We start from the raw sequence: 23,982 nt of genomic DNA, 5'->3' as shown, positions 1-23,982 counted from the left end.
TCGTAGGCCGGATAAGCGTCAGCGCCATCCGGCATTTATTATCAATAAACCGCAGAGGTGGCAAGGTGTGGGCCAGACCGGTTTAATAGCTGAAATTTGTTTCTGTCACACCGGTAACGTATTGCGTTCACCAAATGGGTAATGCTTCTCTGAACCCGCTGCATACGTGAACGCGCAAGGGAGGCTCGCCGCCGCCTCCCTTGCATCCCAGGCTCCCGGCAGGGAAAATCGCCACTTCGTGGTTCATTCGCCTTTTGTCGTCAGCCTTTCGGGTCGGGGTCGAGCCTGCATCCCTGCAAGGCCGTCCCCTCCGCCCGCGTCCCTGCGGGCGGACCCGGTCAGCCGACAACGGCTCATCGATTTTCACGCCGGACCAACGGCACCGTTTCAGGAAGATTCGTTTCGCATGCCTGGGTCGGACTGTAGGCCGGATAAGCGTCAGCACCATCCGGCTTTTTTTTACAGAAAATCGGGGACCAGGCGCAATAACGTCCCCTGTGCCAGCAGTTCCGTGGCCTGCTCAATATCTGGCGCGAAAAAGCGGTCGTTGGTGTAATGTGCCACCTGCTCACGCAGCGCCTGACGGGCCTGCTCAAGCAGCGGGCTCGACGTCAATCCTTCGCGTAAGTCAATGCCCTGACAGGCCGCCAGCCACTCAACGGCAATCACGCCACGCGTATTGGCCGCCATCTCCCAGAGCCTGCGCCCCGCCGCCGGCGCCATCGATACATGATCTTCCTGATTCGCTGACGTCGGCAAACTGTCCACGCTGTGCGGGTGCGCCAGCGCTTTGTTCTCGCTGGCAAGCGCCGCCGCCGTCACCTGGGCAATCATAAAGCCAGAGTTCACCCCACCGTTTTTCACGAGGAACGGTGGCAATTGCGACATATGCTTATCCATCATCAACGCAATGCGCCGTTCAGACAGCGAGCCGATTTCGGCAATCGCCAGCGCCAGGTTATCTGCCGCCATCGCCACCGGTTCAGCGTGGAAGTTACCGCCAGAAATCACATCGCCCTGCTCGGCAAACACCAGTGGATTATCGGAAACGGCATTAGCCTCCACCAGTAGCACCTCCATGACCTGGCGCATCTGCGTCAGACATGCGCCCATCACCTGCGGCTGACAGCGTAGCGAATAGGGATCCTGCACTTTTTCACAGTTGTGGTGTGACTGTGCAAGCTGACTGGTTTCCGTCAGCACATGGCGATAAAGCGCCGCCGCATCGATTTGTCCACGCTGCCCGCGGGCGGCATGAATCCGCGCATCGAACGGTCGCCGCGACCCCAGCACCGCTTCAGTACTCAGCGCCCCGCACACAATCGCCGATGCAAATAGTTCCTGCGCCTCAAACAAACCTCGTAGCGCAAAGGCTGTCGAAGCCTGAGTACCGTTCAGCAACGCCAGTCCCTCTTTGGCGGCAAGCGTAATCGGCTCCAGCCCGGCTTTTTTTAACGCCTCTTTCGCCGGAAGCCATTCGCCCTGCCAGCGCGCTTTGCCCTCGCCTAACAGGGTGAGTGACATATGCGCCAGCGGCGCCAGATCGCCTGATGCCCCTACCGATCCTTTCGCCGGGATATGCGGATAGACGCCCGCGTTGACGAGGGCGATCAGCGCGTCAATCACGCTCAGTCGGATGCCAGAAAAACCGCGCGCCAGGCTGTTAATCTTCAGCACCATAATCAGGCGCACCATCGCGTCGTCTAATGCCTCGCCAACACCTGCTGCGTGGGACAGCACCAGCGAGCGTTGGAGATTTTCCAGATCTTCATCGGCGATACGCGTCTGCGCGAGCAGACCAAAACCGGTGTTAATACCGTAGGCAGTGCGCCCTTCGGCGACGATGTTATTCACGCAGGCGACGCTGGCGTTAATGCCGTCAATGGCACTGGCGTCCAGAGCGAGTTTTACAGGGTGTTGCCAGACATCGCGCAGTTGCGTGAAGTTCAAATGGCCCGGCGTTAAGGTAAAAGTTGTCATTAACGTTTCCCCTGCGTTGCCGCAACCATCGGTAAATTCAGACCCTGTTCGACTGCGCACTCCACGGCGATGTCGTATCCGGCATCGGCATGGCGCATGACCCCCGTCGCCGGATCGTTATGCAGAACGCGGGTAATGCGCGCGGCCGCCTCATCGCTGCCGTCACAAACAATCACCATGCCGGCATGTTGCGAGAACCCCATTCCTACACCGCCGCCGTGATGCAGCGATACCCAGGTCGCGCCGCTGGCGGTATTGAGCAACGCATTCAATAATGGCCAGTCGGAGACGGCATCAGAGCCGTCACGCATCGCTTCGGTTTCGCGGTTCGGACTGGCAACAGAGCCAGAGTCCAGATGGTCACGACCAATCACAATCGGCGCGGAGACTTCACCACTGCGCACCATTTCGTTAAACGCCAGGCCAAGTTTCTGACGCCATTCCAGGCCAACCCAGCAAATTCGTGCCGGTAGCCCCTGGAAGCTAATGCGCTCCCGCGCCATATCCAGCCAGTGATGGAGATGTTTGTCATCCGCGACAATCTCTTTAACTTTCGCGTCGGTTTTATAGATATCCTGCGGGTCGCCAGAAAGCGCGACCCAGCGGAACGGGCCGATGCCACGGCAAAACAGCGGACGAATATAGGCCGGAACAAATCCGGGGAAAGCGAAGGCGTTTTCGACGCCCATCTCTTTCGCCATCTGGCGAATGTTGTTGCCGTAATCAAAGGTGGGTACGCCCATTTCGCTGAATGCCAGCATGGCCTGGACGTGCGTTGCCATTGAGCGTTTCGCCGCTTCTACCGTTCTCTGCGGATCGCTGAGGGCTTTTTGCTGATACTCTTCCCAGCGCCAGCCAACGGGCAGATAGCCATGCAGTGGATCGTGCGCGCTGGTCTGGTCGGTGACCAGATCCGGACGCACGCCGCGCTTCACTAACTCCGGCACAATATCCGCAGCGTTAGCGCACAGGGCAATCGACACCGCTTTGCCCTCGCGGGTGTATTTTTCGATACGCGCTAAAGCATCGTCCAGCGACGTAGCCTGCTCATCGACATAGCGGGTGCGCAGCCGAAAATCGATACGGCTTTGCTGACATTCGATATTCAGTGAACACGCTCCCGCCAGCGTTGCCGCCAACGGCTGCGCACCGCCCATTCCGCCGAGTCCGGCAGTCAGGACCCAGCGCCCGCGCAGATTACCGTCGTAATGCTGGCGGCCTGCTTCAACAAAAGTTTCATAGGTGCCTTGCACAATTCCCTGACTGCCAATGTAGATCCAGCTTCCGGCGGTCATCTGACCGTACATCGCCAGTCCTTTCGCATCCAGTTCGTTGAAATGCTCCCAGGTCGCCCAGTGAGGAACCAGATTGGCGTTGGCGATAAGCACGCGCGGCGCGTTGCTGTGCGTTTTAAAAACGCCCACCGGCTTACCGGATTGCACCAGCAGGGTTTCGTCGTCTTCCAGTTCAGTCAGCGCGTTGACTATCGCGTCATAACATTCCCAGTTGCGGGCAGCCCGACCAATGCCGCCGTAAACCACCAGCTCATGTGGGTTCTCGGCAACGTCGGGATCAAGGTTATTCATTAACATGCGCAGCGGCGCTTCGGTGAGCCAACTTTTGGCCGTCAGAGTCGTCCCTCGCGGGGCCCGGACCTGCTGCTGACGATACTTGCTATGAGACATCACAACGACTCCTTGCTGACGTGCCGGATGAACATTAGCGCCCTCCGGCAAACGGAATAATTCAGTTCAGGAGTAAAGATATACTTGTCTATACAAGACATAACAAGGTTGGTTTTAACAAAAATTATACATTTTTGTTATATTGCGTCAGCAATCACGCTTTTGAGGCGCCAGGATCAGGAGGTGAAGTGGCCTTGCAGTCGGTAGCGGGAACCGGGAAAAAGCAGGCGCGCATGGGAGACGATTTGCCGGGATGACCAGGTAGTACGGCGGATCAACAGGCAAGGGTCGGTTTCTTTAATATCCAGCAATGCGCACTCTTCCTGCGTGGCGCGCACGGCTTCGACAATGTGCTCCCCTTCTGAAAGCGGCGCAATCAGCGACAAATAAGCATGCGGTGTGGTCTGGCTGTAATCCTGCGCCAGGTATTCCGGAACGATCGCCGCATTCACGCAGCGGTCCTCAATTTGCACCGGCTGCTCGTTTTCAAAATGCACCATCAACGAATGAAAAATCTCCGTGCCTTCGCTCACATTCAGCGCCGCCGCTTGCCGGATATCCGCCGGCCTTTTCTCCAGGACCAGCACCTCACAGTGATGTCGATGTGAACGCGCGGCGATTTCGTCCGCGATACTGCGGATCTCAAACAGCGCAGACTGTCCTTTTGGCTCCGCAACAAAGGTGCCGACCCCCTGTAAGCGCACCAGCATCCCCTCATCGGTGAGCTCGCGCAGCGCACGGTTGATGGTCATACGACTGAAGCCGTATTGCGCCACCAGCTCCGCTTCCGACGGGATCCGCGCGTGCGGCTGCCAGACGCCGCTGGCGATCTTTTCGCTGATCTCCCGTTTGACCGTCTCATAAAACGGCGCAGGAGCGGAACGTGGTGCTATCAAAGACATGAGCGCGTCTTACCTTTTTGTGAAATCGCCATCTGGCACTATTGCCACCCGTGGATAATCTGCCAGCCGATCCGCGCCGCAACGCGTGCTGCCAGGCCATCATGATCAAAACGGGGATTATATTCAACCATATCTACCGCCTGAAGTTTCCCGCTCAGGCACAGTGGCGCAATCAGCCGCAACAGCGTGGCCAGTGGGACACCCAGCGCGGCAGGCGCGGAAACCGCAGGCATTTCCCACAGGGGCAGTACATCAAGATCCACCGTCAGGTAGATTTTATCCATCGTCTTAATAAACGCGGTAAGCTGCGACAGCGCCTCACTGCATTGCAGATCTTCCACAATCAGCACCTTGCGCTTTTGCGCTTCATCCCACAGCGCCTGCGTGTTAGCCGCGCGACTGACGCCAAGGCAGGCGTAATGAAATTCGCGCTGCTGGGAGTCGCAAAGCTGCGCCAGTTGACGAAACGGGGTACCCGACGTGGGCCGCTCGGCAAAACGCAGATCCAGATGAGCATCGAAATTCACGATCCCAACCCGTTGGCCGGGAAAAGCATCAAGAACTCCCGCACCGTGACCGAAGGCCGTTTCATGCCCTCCACCGAGCACAAAAGTGCGCATTCCGGCGCGTTGGCACTGCGCGACGGCTTCGCGTAGGGCCTGCTGCGCCCCTTCAAGATCTGCCGTGGGTGCCAGAAAATTCCCCATATCGACCAGGCGCTCATGGCCGGCATGGCTTGCCAGGTTTGCCAGCGCTTTTCGCAGCGCATCGGGGGCACCCGCGGCACCGGGGCGTCCATGATTACGTTTAACCCCTTCGTCACAGGCAAATCCCAGTAATGCCAGCTTGTCACGGTAATGTTCGGGGGAAAATGTTTGGCTGAGGGCGATCGTCTGAAAAAGACGTAGCGCATTCTCAGCCTCAGCGCTGTCGTCACGCCCCTGCCACAGGTTTGCGTCGGCGGGTTCCCAATGCGTCATGTGCGTTGCCCTCGATAAATGCGTTGATACAGCGGATTGCGCCCGGGCTCATACAGGATCTCTGCCGGGTGTTCTGCATCCCAGACGATAATGTCAGCGACATAGCCGGGCTTGAGCTGCCCATGCGTCGCCTGACGCCCCAGCGCCTGCGCGGCATGCCGAGTTACCCCGGCCCACGCCTCTTCCGGCGTCAGGCCAAACTGCACGCAGGCCATGTTCATTGCCAGATGCAGGCTGATAAACGGACTGGTGCCAGGATTAAAATCGGTCGCTACGGCCATTGGCACCTGATATCGTCGAAGCAAATCAATGGGCGGCGTTTGCTTCTCGCGCAAGAAGTAAAACGCGCCCGGCAGCAGGACGCCAACCGTTCCGCTGCGGCTCATTGCCGCCACCCCGGCTTCATCCAGATATTCGATATGATCGGCGGAAAGACCACGGTAACGGCTCACAAGCTGCGCGCCACCAAGGAGCGAAAGCTGCTCAACGTGCCCTTTCACCGGTATGTTTGCCGCCTGTGCCGCGCTAAATACCCGCTCACTCTGCTCAAGGTTAAAGCCAACGCTTTCGCAGAACAGATCGACCGCCTCGAACAGCCCCTTTTCCCACAACTGCGGAATAATGACTTCACAGACTTGGGTAATGTAGCTCTCCGGATCGTCGCGGTACTCGACGGGAACGGCATGTGCCGCCAGTAAGGTGGGGCTGATCTCGATCGGGTATTTATCCGCCAGACGCGCGGCAACACGCAGGATTTTTTCTTCCGTCGCGACGTTCAGACCGTAGCCTGATTTTATCTCCAGTAGCGTCACGCCCTCGCGTATGAGGTTGTCTATTCGCTGCTGCGCAAGGCTAAAGAGCGCATCCTCAGTCGCCGCGCGTGTCGCCATCACGGTGGCGTTGATGCCGCCCCCCTGCGCGCTGATCTGCTGATACGAAACACCGTTTAGCCGCTGTTCCCACTCACTGGCGCGGTTACCGCCAAAAACCAGATGCGTATGGCAGTCGATAAGCCCTGGTGTTACCAGCCGGCCTTGCAGGTCATGCGTGTTACCGTGCGATGTCGGAAGCGCGTCTTCCGGTACGATTGCCTGAATATGCCCATTGCGAAGGATGAGTGCGTGCCCCTCCAGCATGCCGTAAGGCGTATGCACGTCAGGATCCAGCGTCGCCAGCCGGAGGTTTCGCCAGAGTGTGTCGTCAGGTAACAGTTGTCGCATGCCTTCCCCGCTTGTCATAGGTTGTATAGACATTTATTTGGCATCACGCAGGGGAAGTCAATCTTACCGGTTAAAAATGTTACTTAATTGTGATATCAAAACGCGAAGATTCCGCTATTGCTGGTTTAAAAATCAACTTTTTAGCTTTTCATCTTCCCGTTTTGCTCAACTTAGTATAAAAAAGCAGGCTTCAATGGATACTTTAATTAGCCCGGAGCAACTCGTGAACACATCATCAGTTTCCCGTCTGGCGCTGGCTCTGGCTTTTGGCGTGACGCTGACCGCCTGTAGCTCAACCCCGCCGGATCAAATTCCTTCCGATCAAACAGCGCCAGGAACCTCCTCGCGCCCAATTTTGTCCGCAAATGAAGCCAATAACTTTGTCGCGAAAAATTATTTTTCTTCGCTGACGCCTAACAGCGCGCCGTGGACGCCTTCTTCTATTACGTTGCCTAAGCAGCCTGATTTTGTGGTTGGCCCGGCAGGTACCGAGGGCGTGACGCATACCACTATTCAGGCTGCGGTTGATGCGGCGATTAATACCCGCACCAGCAACCGTCAGTACATTGCGATTATGCCGGGCGAGTATCAGGGCACCGTTTATATTCCTGCCGCGCCGGGTAGCCTGACGCTGTACGGAACGGGCGAAAAGCCGCTGGACGTGAAAATTGGCGCCGCGATTGACGGTGAAATGAATACCGCAGACTGGCGTCGTGCGGTGAACCCGGGCGGTAAATATATGCCTGGCAAACCGGCCTGGTATATGTTTGATAACTGCCAGAGCAAACGCAGCGCTAACATCGGCGTGCTGTGTTCAGCAGTGATGTGGTCGCAGAATAACGGTCTGCAGTTGCAGAACCTGACCATTGAAAACAACCTTGGCGACAGCGTTGATGCGGGTAACCACCCGGCAGTGGCGCTGCGTACCGACGGCGACAAAGTTCAGATTAATAACGTGAACATCCTGGGCCGCCAGAACACCTTCTTTGTGACCAACAGCGGCGTGCAGAACAAACTGCAAAACGATCGTCAGCCGCGCACGCTGGTGACCAACAGCTATCTTGAAGGGGACGTGGATATCGTATCCGGTCGTGGTGCCGTGGTGTTTGATAACACCGACTTCCGCGTCGTGAACTCCCGCACCCCGCAGGAAGCGTATGTGTTCGCACCGGCAACGCAAGCAAATATCTATTACGGGTTCCTTGCCACCAATAGCCGCTTTACCGCTGCCGGCGATGGCGTCGCACAGCTTGGCCGCTCGCTGGATGTTGACAGCAATACCAACGGCCAGGTGGTTATCCGCGACAGCGTCATCAACGAAGGCTTTAACATGGCGAAACCGTGGGCAGACGCGGTGATCTCAAATCGTCCTTTCACCGGAAATACCGGCGCAAAGGCTGAGAATGGTGAGATCCAGCGCAATCTGAACGATGCCAACTTCAACCGCATGTGGGAATACAATAACCGTGGTGTGGGAAGTAAAGTCGTCGCTGAACCGAAGCAGTAAGCGATAAACGAGAACGCTAAAAAGGGTCGTCACCTGTTCGGGTCACGACCCTTTTTTTGACGTTACTGCTGACGCGCTTTATTGAAATTGATCAGGCTCCCCGCCTTGATGATTTCACGCTCCTCGGCGGTCAGACTTTCCATATACAGACTGATTTCCTGAACCGGTGCGTCGTCACGGATGACATACGCGGTGATCGCCTCACCCTCGTTGTCCAGTGCCGTTCGAATGCCCGGAATATAGATGTAGTCTCCCACTTCAAATGACGGCTCTTCTGTCATTTGTAACGGCAGCATCCCCCAGTTAATCACATTTGAGCGATAGCGTTTGGTGGCGTATTCCTGAGCAATGTTCGCCAGGCCGCCGATCACGCGTTGGCAGCTTGCCGCCTGCTCGCGCGCGGAACCATCACCCGGCTTAACGGCATAGACCATACTGCCAATCCCGATACTGAGAGGATCCACACTCTCCTGCCCCGCAATCTGCTGGATCCGTTTGCACACGTGGGCTATTTCACTGATGTCACCCGCCAGACGCTGCTGTTCGAGTTGCGCCGTGGCTTTGCTTCTGCCGACATAACCCGGGTCGCGGCGCGAAAGGGTAAACTCCGCCAGTCCTGCTGGGTTTGAACGATAAGAGGACGTTTCTCCGGAAGGAATCAGTTCATCAGTGGTGGTGACTTCATCAAGAATTTTCGAGCACACCTTCAGCAGAATATTGTCACTCAGCGCCCCCAATTCCGGCCAGTCTTTGATGTTCGGACCGTAGATCAGCGCTTCCTGCGTCGCCCCTTTAACAAACCCCTGATAAACCCGGTTTTTATACGGGGTAGGGTCAAAACGGTATTCCGGTACGTTATCCCAGCAGTCGAGTTCCGTTGCCGCCGTCAGGTATCCGCCGTTGGCTGCCGTCGCCGCAATAGAACGGGCGTCCATCAGCGCGACGGCTGACATTTGCCCATTGCCCGGCTTTGAACCTTCGCGGTTCGGGAAGTTACGCGTGGTATGGCGAATACTGAGCCCGTTGTTGACTGGCGTATCTCCCGCCCCGAAACATGGCCCGCAGAACGCGGTGCGGATGATAGCGCCTGCGCCCATCAGATCCGCAACCATCCCCTTTTTAGCCAGATCCAGGAATACCGGTTGCGAGGAGGGATAAACGGCGAGCGAGAAAGTGTCGTCACCGCAGGACTGGCCGCGAAGCGCATTTGCTGCGGCAACCACATTCTCGTAATTCCCGCCGGAACAACCGGCAATTATCCCTTGCTGGACTTTTAATCGTCCCTTTTCAACTTTGTCCAACAGCGAGAGCCGGGCCTTACCCTGCGCAATGCGCTCTGATTCAATTTCTACCTCACGGAGAATATCCGTCAGATTCTCATTCAGCGTATCAATCTCATAGACGTTGCTGGGGTGGAAAGGCAGCGCAATCATTGGCCGGATGGCGCTCAAATCGACATAAATACAGCCGTCATAGTACGACATCGGCTGCGGATGTAACACGCGATAATCCTGCTCGCGACCGTGAAGCGCCAGCCAGCTTCGGGTGTCCTCATCCGTTTGCCATACCGAACTCAGGCAGGTTGTTTCCGTCGTCATGACGTCGACGCTGTTACGAAAGTCAGTCGACAAATGACGGATGCCCGGCCCCACAAACTCCATGACCTTATTTTTAACGTAACCGTTTTTAAACACCGCTTTGATGATCGCCAGCGCCACGTCCTGTGGCCCTACACCCGGCGACGGTTTACCCGTCAGGTAAACCGCGACCACACCGGGATAATCGATATCCCAACTGTCGTTAAGCAACTGTTTGACCAGTTCGCCGCCCCCTTCACCTACGGCCATCGTCCCCAGCGCGCCATATCGGGTGTGGCTGTCAGAGCCGAGGATCATCTTCCCCCCGCCCGCCATCATTTCCCGCATATACTGATGGATCACCGAAATATGCGGCGGCACAAAAATACCGCCATAGCGCCGCGCTGCCGACAGACCGAAGACGTGATCGTCACCGTTTATCGTTCCCCCCACGGCACACAGGGAGTTATGACAGTTCGTCAGCACATAAGGCAATGGGAAACGGGCCATGCCGGAGGCTTTTGCCGTCTGAATAATACCGACAAAAGTAATATCGTGAGAGGCCAACGAATCAAACTTAATTTTAAGTTTGTTCATATCCCCGGAAGTATTATGCGCGGCCAGAATCGACCAGGCGATAGTTCCTTTTTTCGCCTCTTCTTTATTCACTGCGCCTGAATACTGCGTTTCGTCGATTATCTCGTTATTCTCGCTGAGATAGATCCCATTCTCATATAATTTAATCATTAGATATTCCGTAGCACTTGTGTTGATTAAAGCATGTTCCAGCCGATTAACAGGTTCCACCACCAGACACCCAGCGTGATATGAACGAGGAACGTCAGAAATGTCAGCATTGCGCCAACCAGCCACCACGATTTAATGTCGTTATAGCCAACGCCGAAAATAACCGGACCGGCTGCGCCGCCGTAATGCGTCACCATGCCGCCATAGGAGTTTGAGAAGAGTAACGCCAGCGCGGTTAGCATCAGCGGTGCGCCCGAGACATTCGCCAGCATGGCAAATACCGGCATCATTGCCACAATATAAGCACTGCCTGAGGCAAAGAAATAACGCACAATAATGCTCAGAAACAAAATAACAAAGAAGGCAACATTGCCGTGATTTCCGAATGAGAGATTATTTTTGAAGAGCTCAGCGAGCCAGTCGAAAAAGTTCACTTTTGATAATAACGAACTCAGGCCAATAATCCCGCCGTACCAGATTAATGTATTCCAGCCACCCTTGTTTTTAACCACGTCATCCCAGGTGACCACGCCAAACAGCAGCATCGCCCCCATCACTACAATGGCGACAGTCGCTTCGTTAACGCCAAGGTTTTTACTGAAAATCCACCCCAGCAACGCGAGGACAAAAATGCCGAGCAGTAACTTTTCGCGCCCTTTCATCGGCCCCAGTTCCGCAAGACCGGCTTTGGCAATGGTTTTGTTGTCGACCTTTTTGATTTCTGGCGGGTACATGAAGTAGATCATCAATGGCGTCGCCAACAGCATCACAATACCCGGCAGCGCGGCAGCCAGCGCCCAGCCACCCCAACTAATTTGCAAATGGCAGATATCGTTGATCATTTTCAATGCCAGGATATTGCCCGCCATGGCGGTAAAGAACATATAGCTGGTGGTTTTGGTCACCATGTAGACCGACATCATCAGATAATGACCGACACGGCGCGGGCTCTTGTCCGGCTCTGAACCCAGCGCGACCGCCACGCTGTTGATGATAGGTAAGACAATGCCGCCTGCTCGCGCGGTGTTTGACGGCGTCGCCGGCGCCAAAACCAGATCGAGAAAAACAGTCACATAACCCAACCCGAGCGTCGTATTGCCAATTTTCCCGATCAGGATATAAGCGATGCGCTTACCCAACCCGGTTGTGACAAAAGCGGCGCTCAGGGTAAAGGCCGAGAAGACCAACCATGTCGTACCCGAGGCATAGCCGCTCAATACGCTGCTGCTTTTTAATACTCCATCACCGATGTTACCCACCACCACCATCGAGGCGCCAACCGCAAGCAGCAGTACCACAGGTTCCGGAAAAGGTTTAATGACCAGCCCCACAATGGCCGCCAGGTAAATACCAAAAAGCACCCATGCCAGTTCAGTTAACCCCGCTGGAGCGGGAATCATGCCAATAATACAAGGGATCGCTAATATGAGAATTAGCTTCCATAACGATTTCACATTCATAATTTAAACAATTCCATGTTTAATTTTTCTTCATTAGCTGAAATTACTTTCCGCTTTCAGGGAAGATAAACCTCACCGGCAAAAATCTTTCGGGCAGTGCGAATCACCGAGGCGCGAATTCCTGAAGGATCATTCCCTTCATTACTCAAATTAATATCAAGACTGCCGCCCGGGTGTTCGATATTGATATTGCCATATACCGTGGATGAGGTGATTTGCCGCGTAACGGTGCCCTCAACGGCACAACTACTGGCCAACGCAATTGCGCCGGTAATCGCCAACGCTTTATGGCAGGTGTGGGGCATAAAATAACGGGCTGTGATGGCACCGCCTTTTCTGGCGGCAGAAATTAAAATGGGTTTTGGTATAACCTTATTACTGACGTCACCCAACCCCATCGCTAATCCTGCCTGTCGACGTATAGATTCAATCCGCGCTAATAATTCTTTATCGCTGTCGAGTTCTGCCGGTAATTCATATCCCGACTTCGCCATATTTTCGGCCGGAATGATTACCACTGGCGTTGCCATATCCATGCACGTCACGGGAACATCGTCAAAATAATCAATCCGTTTTCCGGTCGGGAAGATTTTCCCGGTTTTCGCGCCTGCGGCATTCAGAAACGTCAACGCGACGGGGGCTGCTGTTCCAGGCACACCGTCGATTCTTGCCGTTCCGTCATATTCCACAACACCGTTGGGCGTGTGTACATCGGCTTCCATAAACGTATTGGTATTGACGTTGCGGATGCGCACCCGGGTGGTGGGATGCGTGGCGGAAACCAGCCCTTGTTCTATGGCAAATGCCCCCACGGCGGACAGCATATTGCCACAGTTAGGTGTGGTATCGACACGCTGTTCATGGACGAGAACCTGGGCAAAAAGGTAATCAACATCTGCGCGGGGATCCACTGAAGGACTCATAATAGCCACTTTGCTGGTCAGCGGATTACCGCCGCCAATGCCGTCTATTTCCAGTTCATTGCCGGAACCCATAATTGCCATTAATACGGCATCCCGCTGCGCTGGTTCCTCGGGCAAATGTTCCGCTAATAAAAAAGCCCCTCTGGAGGTCCCACCACGCATCATTGTGCAAGGTATTTTTCTCACATTTTTATCCTCAGCCATTATTTTATTCCTGAAGATATGGTTGCACGTGAAAAATAGGCTGACTAATGCCTTTAGTTTGAGGATTAGTGACTTTTATTTATTAATACAAATGCGGTTGTTAGCGATAAACTGTCGCGAATCACCCACACCGTCTATCCCCGGTTTTTGGCTTTGGAGTAATGATGAAACATGAATTATCCAGTATGAAGGCTTTCGTTACGCTTGCAGAGTCCGAATCATTTAACAAAGCCGCTAAATTACTTAATATCACGCAACCTGCATTAACGCGCAGGATAAAAAAGATGGAAGAAGATTTACACGTTATCCTTTTTGAGAGAACGACGCGTAATATCAAATTAACAAAAGCGGGGAGAATGTTATTGCCTGAAGCCCGGGAATTGATAAGAAAATTGGATGAGACTTTATTTAATGTTCGCGGGATCAATGCTTACCAGCATGGGAGAGTGACGCTTGCCTGCATTCCGACAGCGGTTTTCTATTTTCTACCATTAGCGATTGGGAAATTTAATGAGCTATATCCCAATATTAAAGTGCGCATTATGGAACAGGGCACGAATAATTGTATGGAATCGGTCCTTTGTAACGAGGCCGACTTCGGCATAAATATGAACAGCCTCACAAATTCCGCGATCGAATTCACGCCCCTGGTGAACGAACCGTTTGTACTGGCCTGCCGCCGCGATCATCCATTGGCCAGTCAACAACTGGTCGAATGGCAGGAACTGGTCAATTACAAACTGATTGGCGTTCGCTCATCCAGCGGCAACCGCTTATTGATTGAGCAAAAACTGGCCGATAAACCGTGGAAACTGAACTGGTTCTATGAGGTGCGCCACCTGTCAACATCGCTCGGGTTGGTTGAGGCTGGACTGGGCGTCTCGGCATTACCCGGGCTTGCCTTGCCGCAAATGCCGCACCCGACGCTAACGGGCATTCCGCTGGTTGAACCGGTGATCAGGCGTACATTGGGGATTATTCGCCGTAGGGATACGCTGCTGACGCCACCGGCAGGGCGTTTTTTTAATCTGCTCTTGAATTTATGGACGGACGAGAATGACCGCTTGTGGAAGCCGATCGCAGAGCCGTTGTCCTGACGGCCCGGCGAGCGTTTGCATCGCCGGGCACTCTGCCAGATAGCGCTTATGAGATGACGCGACAGAGTTAGTGCGCGTTAACGACTACCCACATTGGGCCCTGACCCACTGCATAACGCCCTTTTTCTGTCAGCAACCCTTGCTGCCCCTGAATCTCGTACACCGCGATATGGTGCGATTTCTGTCCGGCGGCAATCAGGTATTTCCCGCTGTGATCGACGTTAAAGCCACGCGGCTGGGTTTCTGTCGGCTGGTAGCCTTCTTTGGTGAGTACGCTGCCATCTTCCGAAACGCTGAACACGGTGATCAGACTGGCGGTACGATCGCAGGCATACAGATGGCGGCCATCAGGCGTGATGTGAATATCCGCCGCCCAGCGCGTATCGGAGAACTCCTCAGGCATCATATCCAGCGTTTGCACACACTCGATTTCACCGTGTGGATTTTTCAACTGCCAGACGTCTACGGAGCTGTTGAGTTCATTGACGCAGTAAGCGTATTGCTGATTCGGATGGAACGCCATATGGCGCGGCCCCGCACCTTCAACGGTGGTCACTTCCGCAGGCTCCTGCGCCACTAACTTACCGTCATCAGAGAGGGTAAACAGGCAGATGCGATCCTGCTTCAGCGCCGGCACCCACAGCGTCCGGTTGTCCGGGGAAATATTGGCGGAGTGGCAGCCGTCCATCCCTTCAACCACGTCCACAACGCCAGCCGGAAGACCGTCTTCCAGTCGGGTCACGCTGACGTTACCGGCATTGTACGAACCGACAAAAATAAAGCGTCCATGATGATCGGTCGAGATGTGCGTCGGGCTGCCCGGCAATGCCGATTCCGCCGCAAACGTCAGCGCGCCATCATCGGGCGCAATCCGGTAAGCCAGTACACGAAATTCCGGGCGCACGCCCACATACAGATAACGTTTATCCGGGCTGACCACCATCGGCTGAACTTGCCCAGGGACATCAACCACCTGCACAAGCTGAAGCCCACCGTCGTGGTTCAGGCTCCAGACGTGGATCTGCTGGCTTTCAGGACTGGCGGTATAAACTGTTTGCTTCATGAATACTCCTTTGCTTTTTAGCAACTGGCTGCAATTTACCAAAGTAGTCGCTTTTACCAGTAAATGCTGAATTAATTTGTCCCTTCCCCGTCTCGGTGTACCATTCCTGGCAGACGAAATTTCAACTTTAATCTGGAAAATTCAATGACTGCACGCGTGATTGCCCTGGATTTAGACGGGACTTTACTGACCCCGCAAAAAACTCTGCTTCCCTCCTCTCTCGAAGCGCTCTCCCGCGCCAGAGAAGCCGGCTTCCAACTTATCATTGTCACGGGGCGGCATCACGTCGCGATTCACCCTTTTTATCAGGCACTGGCGCTGGATACACCTGCAATTTGCTGTAATGGCACCTATTTGTATGATTATCGTGCAAAACGTGTCCTTGAATCCGACCCCATGCCGGTAAACCAGGCGCTGCAACTCATTGAAATGCTGGAAACCCATCACATCCACGGGTTGATGTATGTGGATGACGCCATGCTGTATGAACATCCCACCGGGCATGTCATCCGCACAGCGAACTGGGCGCAAACGCTGCCGCCGGCGCAACGCCCGGTCTTTACTCAGGTACCCTCGCTTGCACAGGCCGCGCAAACGGTAAATGCAGTGTGGAAGTTTGCTCTTACCGACGAAGATATTCCTAAGCTGCAACAGTTCGGCAAAACGGTGGAACAGCAGCTCGGCCTGGAATGCGAATGGTCCTGGCACGATCAGGTGGATATTGCGCGCCAGGGTAACAGTAAGGGCAAACGCCTCACTCAGTGGATCGAATCTCAGGGGTGGTCGATGGAAAATGTGGTGGCCTTCGGGGATAACTACAACGACATCAGCATGCTGGAAGCGGCAGGCACCGGCGTCGCGATGGGCAATGCCGACGACGCGGTGAAAGCGCGCGCCAACATCGTTATTGGTGATAACACCACCGACAGCGTGGCGAAATTTATCTACACCCACCTGCTGTAATCAGGCGGTGATCGAAACGCTTTTAATTTGCGCGTAAAGCCAGAGGCCAGGTTTGATCCCCAGTTCGTCCCTGGCCCATGGGCTGATACGCGCCCAAAGCGTTTTTCCGCCGACTTCAAGCTGCACTTCCACCTGACCGTTATCGTCATAGCAGCCGGCGACCTTCGCGCGCAGAATATTGCGGATACTGGTCTGCTGCGGCGGTTGCAGCACCAGTGAAACGTCCGATGCCTGAATGCGTACACGCATGGCGCTCTGGAGCGGTTTATCCAGCTTATTGACCCACAAATGCTGGTCGCCCAACGCCAGCGCCGTCATGGCGTAATGCGGATGGTGTTCCAACACGCTCACTTTAAGAATGCTACTCTGCTGCTCTTTCGGCAGCCACGGATGCATAACGCTGCTGCCCCACACCTCTTCCAGCGCGCCGAAGGCTTTTACCTGACCGTTTTCCAGCACCATTACGTTATCGGCCAAATGGAGGATCTCATCGAGCGAATGGCTGACGTAGAGCATTGGGATATTAATTTCCCGCGCCAGCCGTTGCAGATACGGCAGGAGTTCACGTTTGCGGGGGATATCTAACGAGGCGAGCGGTTCGTCCAGCAACAGCAGTTCTGGCGCGGTAAGTAGCGCGCGGCCAATCGCCACACGCTGTTTTTCGCCACCGGAAAGACTGCCTGGCAGACGATCCAACAGGGGACCAATGCCCAGCAGCGCCACCAGCTTATCAAACTGCCCGCTCATGCTTTTCGCCATGCCGTAGCGCAGATTACCGCGCACTTTATAATGCGGGAACAGGCGCGCATCCTGAAAGATGTAACCCACCCGCCGTTTTTCCGGCGCCAGACAAATGCCCTTTTCCGCGTCGTTTAACACCCGGTCGTTGAGCACGATGCGCCCTGTTTGCGGCTGCGTCAGCCCGCTAATGGCATTAATAAGCGACGTTTTCCCGGCTCCGGAGACACCAAAAATGGCGGTGATCCCGTTAGTGGGCAACGTTTCGTTGATTGTCAGGCAGTGGTTACCCAGCGTCTGGGAGAAGTTCAGTTCCAGCATGGTTATCGCCCCACCCGCTCACGACAAATCCGCGCCAGCCATTCTGAAATCAGTAATGAAACCAGCGCCAGCACAATAGAGATAACGCATAACCTCGCCGCGGCGCTTTCACCGCCGGGGGTCTGAATCAGGGTGTACATCGCCGAAGGGATGGTACGCGTTTCGCCGGGGATATTGGAGACGAAGGTAATAGTGGCGCCAAACTCACCAAGCGAGCGGGCAAAGGCCAGAACAGTCCCGACAATAATGCCCGGCAGCGTCAGCGGCAGTGTAATAGTAAGAAAAACGCGCCAGCGCCCGGCACCCAGCGTGCGGGCGGCCTGCTCAAGTTTACTGTCAACCCCTTCCAGCGCGAGGCGGATGGCACGCACCATCAACGGGAATGACATCACCGCCGCCGCAAGCACGGCGCCGCGCCAGCTAAACGCAAAGGTAATCCCGAACCAGTCGTACAGCCACTGGCCGATAATCCCACGTCGTCCCATTGATACCAGTAGCAGATAGCCGACCACCACCGGCGGTAAAACCAGCGGCAGATGCAGTACGCTATCTAACAGGGCTTTGCCCGGGAACGTACAGCGCACCAGCAGCCACGCAAAGAAGATCCCAAACGGCAGGCTAACCAGCACCGCCAGGGAAGAAACTTTCAGGCTCAGAAGAACGGCCTGCCATTCAGGATCGGTCAATATCATGACTTGGTGGTAAATCCATAACGTTTAAAAATGTCGGCAGCCTGCGGTCCTTTCAGGTAGTCGTAGAACGCGCTGACCGTTGCGTTTTTATGTCCATCCACAATTGCGATGGGGTATTCCACTTTTTTATGCGAGTCTTCCGGGAAGGTCGCGACAACTCTCACGCCTTTGCTGGCAACGGCGTCAGACCCATAAACAATGCCCAGCGGCGCTTCGCTACGTTCTACCAACGCCAGCGCGCCGCGAACGTCTTCAGCCGGTGCCAGCTTCGCTGACAGCGTATCCCAGGCACCGAGTTTTTGCAGCGCCTCTTTCGCGTAGATCCCCGCCGGAACGTGGTCCGGATCGCCTACCGCCAGACGACCACCGCTGAGCAGCGACGTCCAGTTTGTTTTGCTGTCGATAGTAAAGTCTTTCTGCGCGCTCGCTTTCGGCGCCACAACCACCAGACTGTTGCCCAGCAGCGTTTGCCGCGTGGCGGTGTCTATCGCTTTTTTCTCAACCGTGTAATCCATCCATTTCTGATCGGCAGAAATAAACAGATCCGCAGGCGCTCCGACTTCTATCTGGCGCGCCAGCGTAGAAGATGACGCAAAAGAGGAGACGACATCAACGTTCTTCTCTTTTTTGTACTGCGCAGCGATATCCTGCATTGCGTTAGTCAGTGAAGCCGCCGCAAAAACGGTGATTTTACCTTCATCTGCCAGCGCGTGTCCGGCAACCGTTAAAGATAACGTTGCCCCTGCAAACAGGCGTAACCATGTCCGAGCCATTTGAAACCTCTTTGAGTATCGTTATGTAGTCGAAAATATAACGGTAATTGCAAAGGTTGCCCAGCAGTTATTGCTACCCCAGAGAGGTTATACGGAAAAATATCGGCAGGAAAAACGGAAACTTGAGAAGCAAGAACGCCCGACTAAGCGGGCGTTCGTAAAATCTATCTTTTTGATATTAATGATTCTGTCTGGGCTGGTCTTTTTTACCGATGCCGGAAAAAATGTTAAACACTTCGCCAAGACCGTAGATCAGACCGAGGATGATGGCCATCACCACAGGTACCATGATTACGGCAAATACCAGACTTTTTAATAACTCTAACATGGTCATCTCCAGATTCAGTTCTATGCCTATTCTAACCGCATCATCAGGAAAAGCACTGCCCTTTTGTGCGGTCGTCTATGCGTGCAGGCAGTTTTCCGTCACAATACCCCTTTTGCCAGGATCTTGTTATGCAAGCCGAAATCCTTCTCACCCTGAAACTACAGCAAAAACTGTTTGCTGACCCTCGCCGCATCTCCTTGCTCAAACACATTGCGCTTTCCGGCTCGATTAGTCAGGGCGCGAAAGACGCCGGTATTAGCTATAAAAGCGCCTGGGATGCAATCAACGAAATGAATCTCCTCAGCGAGCAGACACTGGTTGAACGCGCAACAGGCGGTAAAGGCGGCGGCGGCGCGGTGTTAACCCGCTACGGCCAGCGACTGATTCAGCTTTACGATTTACTCGCTCAAATTCAGCAAAAAGCGTTCGATGTGTTAAGTGACGACGACGCACTGCCGCTCAACAGCCTGCTTGCGGCAATTTCTCGTTTTTCATTGCAAACCAGCGCGCGTAACCAATGGCTTGGCACCATCACCGCGCGTGACCACGACCAGGTACAGCAGCACGTTGACGTTCTGCTGGCGGATGGTGAAACGCGACTGAAAGTGGCGATTACCGCCCAGAGTGGCCAGCGCCTTGGCCTGGAAGAAGGGAAAGAAGTTCTCGTTTTGCTTAAGGCGCCGTGGGTGAGCATCACAGAGAATGACGCTCCTGCTGTAGCCGCAGACAATCAGCTTAAAGGTCAGATCAGCCATATTGAGCGCGGCGCAGAACAGTGCGAAGTGTTGATGACGCTGCCGGACGGCCAGACGCTGTGCGCGACGGTTCCGGTGGCGGATGCCGCGACGCTTACCGAAGGGGCGAACGTCACAGCGTATTTTGCTGCCGATAAGGTGATTATTGCGACGCTGTGCTGAGATCGGTTGCCTGATGGCGCTGCGCTTATCAGGCCGACGGCTCGGTTTTGTAGGCCGGATAAGATGAAGCCGCCATCCGGCGTGAATGCTGATTGACATTCCCCATCAGAACACGTATCCCTGTTATTCATCGCTGCAAAAAATGGGATATAAAATGTCATCGTTGCATATTTCGCAAGGCACGTTTCGTCTTAGCGATACGAAAACGCTTCAACTGGATTCCGTTTCTTTAAACGCAGGCGAGAGCTGGGCGTATGTTGGCGCGAATGGAAGCGGGAAGTCAGCGCTGGCTCGCGCACTGGCGGGTGAGCTTTCCCTGCTCAAAGGTGAACGTCAATGCCATTTTACGCGCATCACCCGACTCTCCTTTGAGCAACTGCAAAAACTGGTCAGCGATGAATGGCAACGGAATAACACCGATATGCTCAGCCCTGGCGAAGAGGATACCGGGCGTACCACGGCAGAAATCATCCAGGATGAGGTGAAAGATCCGGCCCGCTGTCAGCAGCTGGCGCAGCAGTTCGGCATTACGCATCTTCTTGATCGTCGCTTTAAATATCTCTCGACTGGCGAGACACGTAAAACGCTACTCTGCCAGGCGCTGATGTCCGCGCCTGAGCTGCTGATCCTTGATGAACCGTTTGACGGTCTGGATGTCGCGTCCCGCCAACAACTGGCCACGCTGCTTCACGCCCTGCATCAGTCCGGGATCACCCTGGCGCTGGTGCTCAACCGTTTTGATGAGATCCCTGACTTCGTTCAGTATGCCGGGGTACTGGTCGACTGTACGTTAACCGAAACCGGAGCCAAAGCAGACCTGCTGCAACAGGCGCTGATCGCGCAACTTGCCCACAGCGAGCGACTTGCAGGGGTTGCATTACCCGAACCCGATGAACCCGCCGCTGGTCACAGTTTACCCGCAGACGAACCGCGGATTGTCCTCAACGATGGGGTCGTTTCCTATAGCGACCGCCCTATTCTCGATCGCCTGAGCTGGCGGGTAAATCCGGGCGAGCACTGGCAGATTGTCGGCCCAAACGGCGCAGGGAAATCGACGCTGTTGAGTCTGATAACCGGCGATCATCCGCAGGGGTACAGCAACGACCTGACGCTGTTTGGTCGTCGACGCGGCAGTGGCGAAACCATCTGGGATATTAAAAAGCATATCGGCTACGTCAGCAGCAGTCTGCATCTGGATTACCGGGTCAGCACAACGGTACGGAATGTGATTCTTTCAGGCTATTTCGACTCGATTGGCATTTACCAGGCCGTTTCAGACAGACAGCAAAAGCTCGCCCAGCAGTGGCTGGAGATACTCGGTATCGATAAACGCACCGCCGACGCCGCCTTTCACAGTCTCTCGTGGGGGCAACAGCGGCTGGCGCTGATTGTTCGCTCGCTGGTAAAACACCCGACCTTATTGATTCTTGACGAACCCTTGCAGGGACTGGATCCCCTGAACCGCCAGTTGATTCGCCGCTTTGTTGATGTATTAATTAGCGAAGGCGACACGCAGTTGCTGTTTGTTTCACATCACGCCGAAGATGCCCCCGCTTGTATTACCCATCGTCTGGAATTCGTACCGCAAGGCGAAACGTATATCTATCAACAAAGCAAATTGTGTTAATTTTCATCCGTGGGCGCGTAAGCGCCCTTTTTTCGGATAAAGGCGGAATTCCTTTTAGAAGTCTGTGATTTATCATCGAATTATTATTGATAAAACGGGCTTATGCTGCCGTGTAAACGATTCCACTATTTTATTCCATGTCACACTTTTCGCATCTTTGTTATGCTATGGTTATTACATACCATATGCCTAATGGAGCGAATTATGAGAGTTCTGGTCACCGGTGGTAGCGGTTACATAGGAAGCCATACTTGTGTGCAGTTACTTAAAAACGGTCATGATGTCATCATCCTGGATAACCTCTGCAACAGTAAACGCAGCGTACTCCCTGTTATCGAACGCCTGAGCGGCAAGCATCCGACCTTTGTGGAAGGTGATATTCGCAACGAAGCGCTAGTGACCGAAATTCTTCACGATCACGCGATCGATACCGTGATTCATTTCGCCGGACTGAAAGCCGTGGGTGAATCCGTCGCAAAACCGCTGGAATACTATGACAATAACGTTAATGGTACGCTGCGCCTGATCAGCGCTATGCGCGCCGCAAATGTGAAAAACTTCATATTCAGTTCCTCTGCTACCGTCTATGGTGACCAGCCAAAAATCCCTTATGTGGAAAGTTTCCCTACCGGAACCCCGCAAAGTCCGTATGGCAAAAGTAAACTGATGGTCGAGCAGATCCTTACCGACCTGCAAAAAGCGCAGCCGGAATGGAGCATTGCGCTGCTGCGTTATTTCAACCCGGTCGGCGCGCATCCGTCAGGGGATATGGGCGAAGATCCTCAGGGCATCCCCAATAACCTGATGCCTTACATCGCACAGGTTGCCGTGGGGCGTCGTGACTCCCTTGCCATCTTTGGCAACGATTATCCGACTGAAGATGGTACCGGCGTGCGCGATTACATCCACGTGATGGATCTGGCCGATGGTCACGTCGCCGCAATGGAAAAGCTTGCGGGTAAACAAGGCGTGCATATCTATAACCTTGGCGCGGGGATCGGGAGCAGCGTGCTGGATGTGGTCAATGCGTTCAGCAAAGCCTGCGGTAAACCGGTTAACTACCACTTCGCACCGCGTCGTGAAGGCGACCTCCCCGCCTACTGGGCGGATGCTAGCAAGGCCGATCGCGAACTCAACTGGCGCGTGACTCGCACATTAGATGAAATGGCACAAGATACCTGGCACTGGCAGTCTCGCCATCCACAGGGCTATGCGGATTAAGGAACCCCTATGACCCAGTTTAACCCTGTTGATCATCCGCATCGTCGCTTTAATCCGCTTACCGGACAGTGGATTCTGGTTTCTCCGCATCGTGCTAAGCGCCCCTGGCAGGGCGCACAGGAAACGCCCTCACAAGAAGTGTTACCGGCTCACGATCCGCACTGCTTCCTGTGTGCGGGCAACACACGGGTAACGGGCGATAAAAACCCGAATTACACCGGAACGTATGTCTTTACCAACGACTTTGCTGCGTTGATGACCGATACGCCGGATGCGCCAGACAGTCACGATCCGCTAATGCGCAGCCAGAGTGCGCGCGGCACCAGTCGCGTGATTTGCTTTTCGCCCGATCACAGTAAAACCCTGCCAGAACTCAGCATTCCCGCGCTGACTCAAATTGTCAAAACCTGGCAGGAACAAACCGCCGATCTCGGTAAAACCTACCCCTGGGTGCAGGTTTTTGAGAATAAAGGCGCAGCGATGGGCTGCTCCAACCCCCATCCCCACGGCCAGATTTGGGCCAACAGCTTCCTGCCTAACGAAGCGGAACGCGAAGATCGTCTGCAAAAAGCGTATCTGGCGGAACAGGGCTCGCCGATGCTGGTGGATTACGTTAAGCGTGAACTGGCTGACGGCAGCCGTACCGTCGTCGAAACCGAACACTGGCTGGCCGTCGTGCCTTACTGGGCCGCCTGGCCGTTCGAAACCCTACTGTTGCCGAAAGCACATGTGTTACGCATGACTGATTTAAACGACGCGCAGCGTGCCGATCTGGCGCTGGCGTTGAAAAAACTGACCAGCCGTTACGATAATTTATTCCAGTGTTCCTTCCCCTATTCGATGGGCTGGCATGGCGCACCGTTCAACGGTGAAGAGAACGCACACTGGCAGCTCCACGCGCACTTTTATCCGCCGCTGCTGCGTTCCGCAACCGTGCGTAAATTTATGGTCGGTTACGAAATGCTGGCAGAAACCCAGCGCGACCTCACCGCAGAACAGGCGGCAGAACGTCTGCGCGCGGTCAGCGACATTCATTTCCGCGAATCCGGAGTATAAA

At 54.6% G+C, this 23,982-nt stretch carries 20 protein-coding genes; 7 read left to right on the top strand and 13 right to left on the bottom strand.

All coding sequences use genetic code 11. The annotated features are described in order from the left end of the window. Positions 1-459 precede the first annotated feature (459 nt). The 5 genes from hutH to hutI form a co-directional block, all read right to left on the bottom strand. Entirely contained in the window at positions 460-1,980 is a 1,521-nt protein-coding gene (hutH, locus tag HVY19_RS06975) for a histidine ammonia-lyase (protein WP_181683605.1), read from the bottom strand. After that, on the bottom strand, positions 1,980-3,665 hold the full coding sequence (hutU, locus tag HVY19_RS06970) for a urocanate hydratase (protein ID WP_181683604.1): 1,686 nt from the start codon (positions 3,663-3,665) through the stop codon (positions 1,980-1,982). Before hutU ends, hutH begins: the two co-directional genes overlap by 1 nt. Positions 3,666-3,841: 176 nt before the next feature. Next, positions 3,842-4,567 (bottom strand): histidine utilization repressor, encoded by a 726-nt coding sequence (locus HVY19_RS06965; RefSeq protein ID WP_181683603.1) that lies wholly within the window; start codon positions 4,565-4,567, stop codon positions 3,842-3,844. A gap of 38 nt (positions 4,568-4,605) precedes the next feature. Continuing rightward, a complete protein-coding gene (hutG, locus tag HVY19_RS06960; RefSeq protein WP_181683602.1) occupies positions 4,606-5,547 on the bottom strand; it encodes a formimidoylglutamase in 942 nt (313 codons plus the stop codon). After that, the gene (gene hutI / locus HVY19_RS06955; RefSeq protein WP_181683601.1) at positions 5,544-6,767 is read right to left on the bottom strand and encodes an imidazolonepropionase; all 1,224 of its coding nucleotides are present in this window, start codon (positions 6,765-6,767) and stop codon (positions 5,544-5,546) included. Before hutI ends, hutG begins: the two co-directional genes overlap by 4 nt. 223 nt (positions 6,768-6,990) lie before the next feature. Between hutI and HVY19_RS06950 the strand changes: the two genes are divergently transcribed. Then, entirely contained in the window at positions 6,991-8,274 is a 1,284-nt protein-coding gene (locus HVY19_RS06950) for a putative acyl-CoA thioester hydrolase (RefSeq protein WP_181683600.1), read from the top strand. A gap of 62 nt (positions 8,275-8,336) precedes the next feature. Here the strand turns inward: HVY19_RS06950 and HVY19_RS06945 are convergent, their stop codons facing one another. Genes HVY19_RS06945 through HVY19_RS06935 form a run of 3 tightly spaced genes read right to left on the bottom strand, consistent with a single transcriptional unit; the run spans position 8,337 to position 13,167 of the window. After that, a complete protein-coding gene (locus HVY19_RS06945) occupies positions 8,337-10,598 on the bottom strand; it encodes a hydratase (RefSeq protein ID WP_181683599.1) in 2,262 nt (753 codons plus the stop codon). A gap of 26 nt (positions 10,599-10,624) precedes the next feature. Further along, on the bottom strand, positions 10,625-12,058 hold the full coding sequence (locus HVY19_RS06940) for an anion permease (RefSeq protein ID WP_181683598.1): 1,434 nt from the start codon (positions 12,056-12,058) through the stop codon (positions 10,625-10,627). Between the two features lie 56 nt (positions 12,059-12,114). After that, positions 12,115-13,167, bottom strand: coding sequence for a 4-oxalomesaconate tautomerase (locus HVY19_RS06935; protein ID WP_181684234.1), 1,053 nt, complete (start codon positions 13,165-13,167; stop codon positions 12,115-12,117). Between the two features lie 182 nt (positions 13,168-13,349). Here HVY19_RS06935 and HVY19_RS06930 point away from each other — a divergent pair, with 182 nt between their 5' ends. Further along, complete coding sequence (locus HVY19_RS06930) at positions 13,350-14,282, top strand: LysR family transcriptional regulator (protein ID WP_181684233.1); 933 nt, start codon at positions 13,350-13,352, stop codon at positions 14,280-14,282. Between the two features lie 67 nt (positions 14,283-14,349). Here the strand turns inward: HVY19_RS06930 and pgl are convergent, their stop codons facing one another. Next, positions 14,350-15,345 carry a 6-phosphogluconolactonase gene (gene pgl, locus HVY19_RS06925; protein WP_181683597.1) on the bottom strand — a complete coding sequence of 332 codons (996 nt, stop codon included), beginning with the start codon at positions 15,343-15,345 and terminating at the stop codon, positions 14,350-14,352. Between the two features lie 144 nt (positions 15,346-15,489). On the opposite strand from pgl, the gene HVY19_RS06920 reads away from it, so the two are divergent. Continuing rightward, entirely contained in the window at positions 15,490-16,308 is an 819-nt protein-coding gene (locus tag HVY19_RS06920) for a pyridoxal phosphatase (protein ID WP_181683596.1), read from the top strand. On the opposite strand, the gene modC is transcribed toward HVY19_RS06920, so the two are convergent. The 4 genes from modC to acrZ all read right to left on the bottom strand — a co-directional run bounded on the left by modC (position 16,309) and on the right by acrZ (position 19,160). Beyond that, positions 16,309-17,367, bottom strand: a complete 1,059-nt coding sequence (modC, locus tag HVY19_RS06915; protein ID WP_181683595.1) for a molybdenum ABC transporter ATP-binding protein ModC — start codon at positions 17,365-17,367, stop codon at positions 16,309-16,311. A gap of 2 nt (positions 17,368-17,369) precedes the next feature. Then, complete coding sequence (gene modB, locus HVY19_RS06910; protein ID WP_181683594.1) at positions 17,370-18,059, bottom strand: molybdate ABC transporter permease subunit; 690 nt, start codon at positions 18,057-18,059, stop codon at positions 17,370-17,372. Further along, the gene (modA, locus tag HVY19_RS06905; RefSeq protein WP_181683593.1) at positions 18,056-18,832 is read right to left on the bottom strand and encodes a molybdate ABC transporter substrate-binding protein; all 777 of its coding nucleotides are present in this window, start codon (positions 18,830-18,832) and stop codon (positions 18,056-18,058) included. The genes modB and modA overlap by 4 nt, the downstream gene beginning before the upstream one ends. Positions 18,833-19,010: 178 nt before the next feature. After that, positions 19,011-19,160 (bottom strand): multidrug efflux pump accessory protein AcrZ, encoded by a 150-nt coding sequence (gene acrZ / locus HVY19_RS06900; protein ID WP_181683592.1) that lies wholly within the window; start codon positions 19,158-19,160, stop codon positions 19,011-19,013. A 128-nt stretch (positions 19,161-19,288) separates the two neighbouring features. Between acrZ and modE the strand changes: the two genes are divergently transcribed. The 4 genes from modE (at position 19,289) to galT (ending at position 23,981) form a co-directional block, all read left to right on the top strand. Next, positions 19,289-20,077 carry a molybdenum-dependent transcriptional regulator gene (modE, locus tag HVY19_RS06895; protein ID WP_181683591.1) on the top strand — a complete coding sequence of 263 codons (789 nt, stop codon included), beginning with the start codon at positions 19,289-19,291 and terminating at the stop codon, positions 20,075-20,077. 154 nt (positions 20,078-20,231) lie between these two features. Further along, positions 20,232-21,704, top strand: a complete 1,473-nt coding sequence (gene modF / locus HVY19_RS06890; RefSeq protein WP_181683590.1) for a molybdate ABC transporter ATP-binding protein ModF — start codon at positions 20,232-20,234, stop codon at positions 21,702-21,704. A gap of 204 nt (positions 21,705-21,908) precedes the next feature. After that, positions 21,909-22,925: a UDP-glucose 4-epimerase GalE gene (galE, locus tag HVY19_RS06885; RefSeq protein ID WP_181683589.1), complete on the top strand. Its 1,017-nt coding sequence runs from the start codon at positions 21,909-21,911 to the stop codon at positions 22,923-22,925. 9 nt (positions 22,926-22,934) lie between these two features. Then, positions 22,935-23,981: a galactose-1-phosphate uridylyltransferase gene (galT, locus tag HVY19_RS06880; protein WP_181683588.1), complete on the top strand. Its 1,047-nt coding sequence runs from the start codon at positions 22,935-22,937 to the stop codon at positions 23,979-23,981. The last annotated feature ends 1 nt before the right edge of the window (position 23,982 follow it).

Source organism: Citrobacter sp. RHB25-C09 (assembly GCF_013836145.1).
In the GTDB taxonomy this organism is placed as follows: domain Bacteria; phylum Pseudomonadota; class Gammaproteobacteria; order Enterobacterales; family Enterobacteriaceae; genus Citrobacter_A.
This window is presented reverse-complemented; position numbering and strand designations above follow the sequence as displayed.